A 1,270-nucleotide genomic window follows, 5' to 3' on the forward strand; every position below is an offset into this window, starting at 1 on the left:
GCCTGGGGCCTGGCCGCCGGAGCGGGGGCCGGGCTGGCGGGGGCGATGATGCGCTCGCCCGCGGCGCCGGGGCCGCCGTTCTCCGCGCGCTGCTGCTCCTTGAGCACCGACTGGTTCATGCGCGACAGCGGGCCGGGCTTGCGGCTGAAGTCCACCGCCACGTCGTAGCCCGGCACCTGGCCGTAGAACTGCTCCACGAACTGCTGCCGCTCCTTCATCTTGCGCTCGAAGATGACGCGGAAGTCCTCGGGCCCCCGGATGATGTAGGGCGTCAGGAACAGGAGCAGGTTCGTCTTCGTCTTGCGGCGCGTCGTCTCGCGGAACAGGTGGCCGAGGATGGGGATGTCACCCAGCACCGGCACCTTGGTGACGGTCTCCAGGGTGCGGTCCTGCATGATGCCGCCAATCACCACCGTCTCCTGGTCCTTGGCGATGACCGTCGTCTTCGCGCTGCGGCGCGAGGTGGTGGGGCCGAGCACCGGGTCGCTGGAGGCAATCTCCTCCGTCTGCTCGGTGATGACGAGCCGGATGTAGTCGCTGTCGTTGATCTGCGGCTTCACCGTCAGCTTCAGCTCCACGTTCTGACGGGTAATCGGCGCGTAGAGCGAGCCCAGGCCGCCGAGCCCGCCGAGGATGGAGGGGTTGAGGCCGCCGGTGCCGCCGGTGACGCCGCCGACGGTGGAGCCGAGCGACGAGGGCGAGAAGCCGGACTGGAAGGGCACGTTCTGGCCCACCGTGATTTCCGCCTCCTCGTTGTCGCTGGTGAGGATGTGCGGGGTGGAGAGCACGTTGACGTCCGAGCTCTGCTGCATGGCGTGCAGCACCACGCCGAAGGCGGGGATGTCCAGGCCCAGCTTCTCCAGGGCGGGGATGACGGGGCCCTGGAGGCCGGCGAGGAAGCCGCCGAACTGCGCCAGGTTGGCCAGCGACAGCGACGGGGGCAGGCCGCTGCCCCGGTTGTTGGTGCCGATGAGGCCCGGCGCGTCGCCCTCGCTCGTCTTGAGGCTGAAGCCGCTGTGCAGGTTGACGCCGAAGTCGGAGTTGCGGTCCAGGTTGACCTCCATGATGACGGCCTCGACGAAGACCTGGCGGCGCGGCGTGTCGAGCTGCTGGATGACCTGGACGATGTTCTTGTAGTCGGCGGCGCTGGCGACGATGACCAGCGAGTTGGTGCCCTTGTCGGCCGAAATCTTCACCTCGCCACTGAACAGCTCCGCGGCCTGGGTGCCGCCACCGGGGCGCGGAATGCCGGGCGGGGGCCTGTCTCTTA

General features: G+C 69.0%; 1 protein-coding gene. It reads right to left on the reverse strand.

Going from position 1 to position 1,270, the window contains the following annotated elements; translation table 11 throughout:
- Window positions 1-1,270, reverse strand: a 1,270-nt coding sequence (gene gspD, locus HG543_RS53700) for a type II secretion system secretin GspD (RefSeq protein WP_169352681.1), incomplete at both ends; no start/stop codon positions are given.

The sequence above is a fragment of the Pyxidicoccus fallax genome (assembly GCF_012933655.1).
GTDB classification, from domain to species: Bacteria; Myxococcota; Myxococcia; order Myxococcales; family Myxococcaceae; genus Myxococcus; species Myxococcus fallax.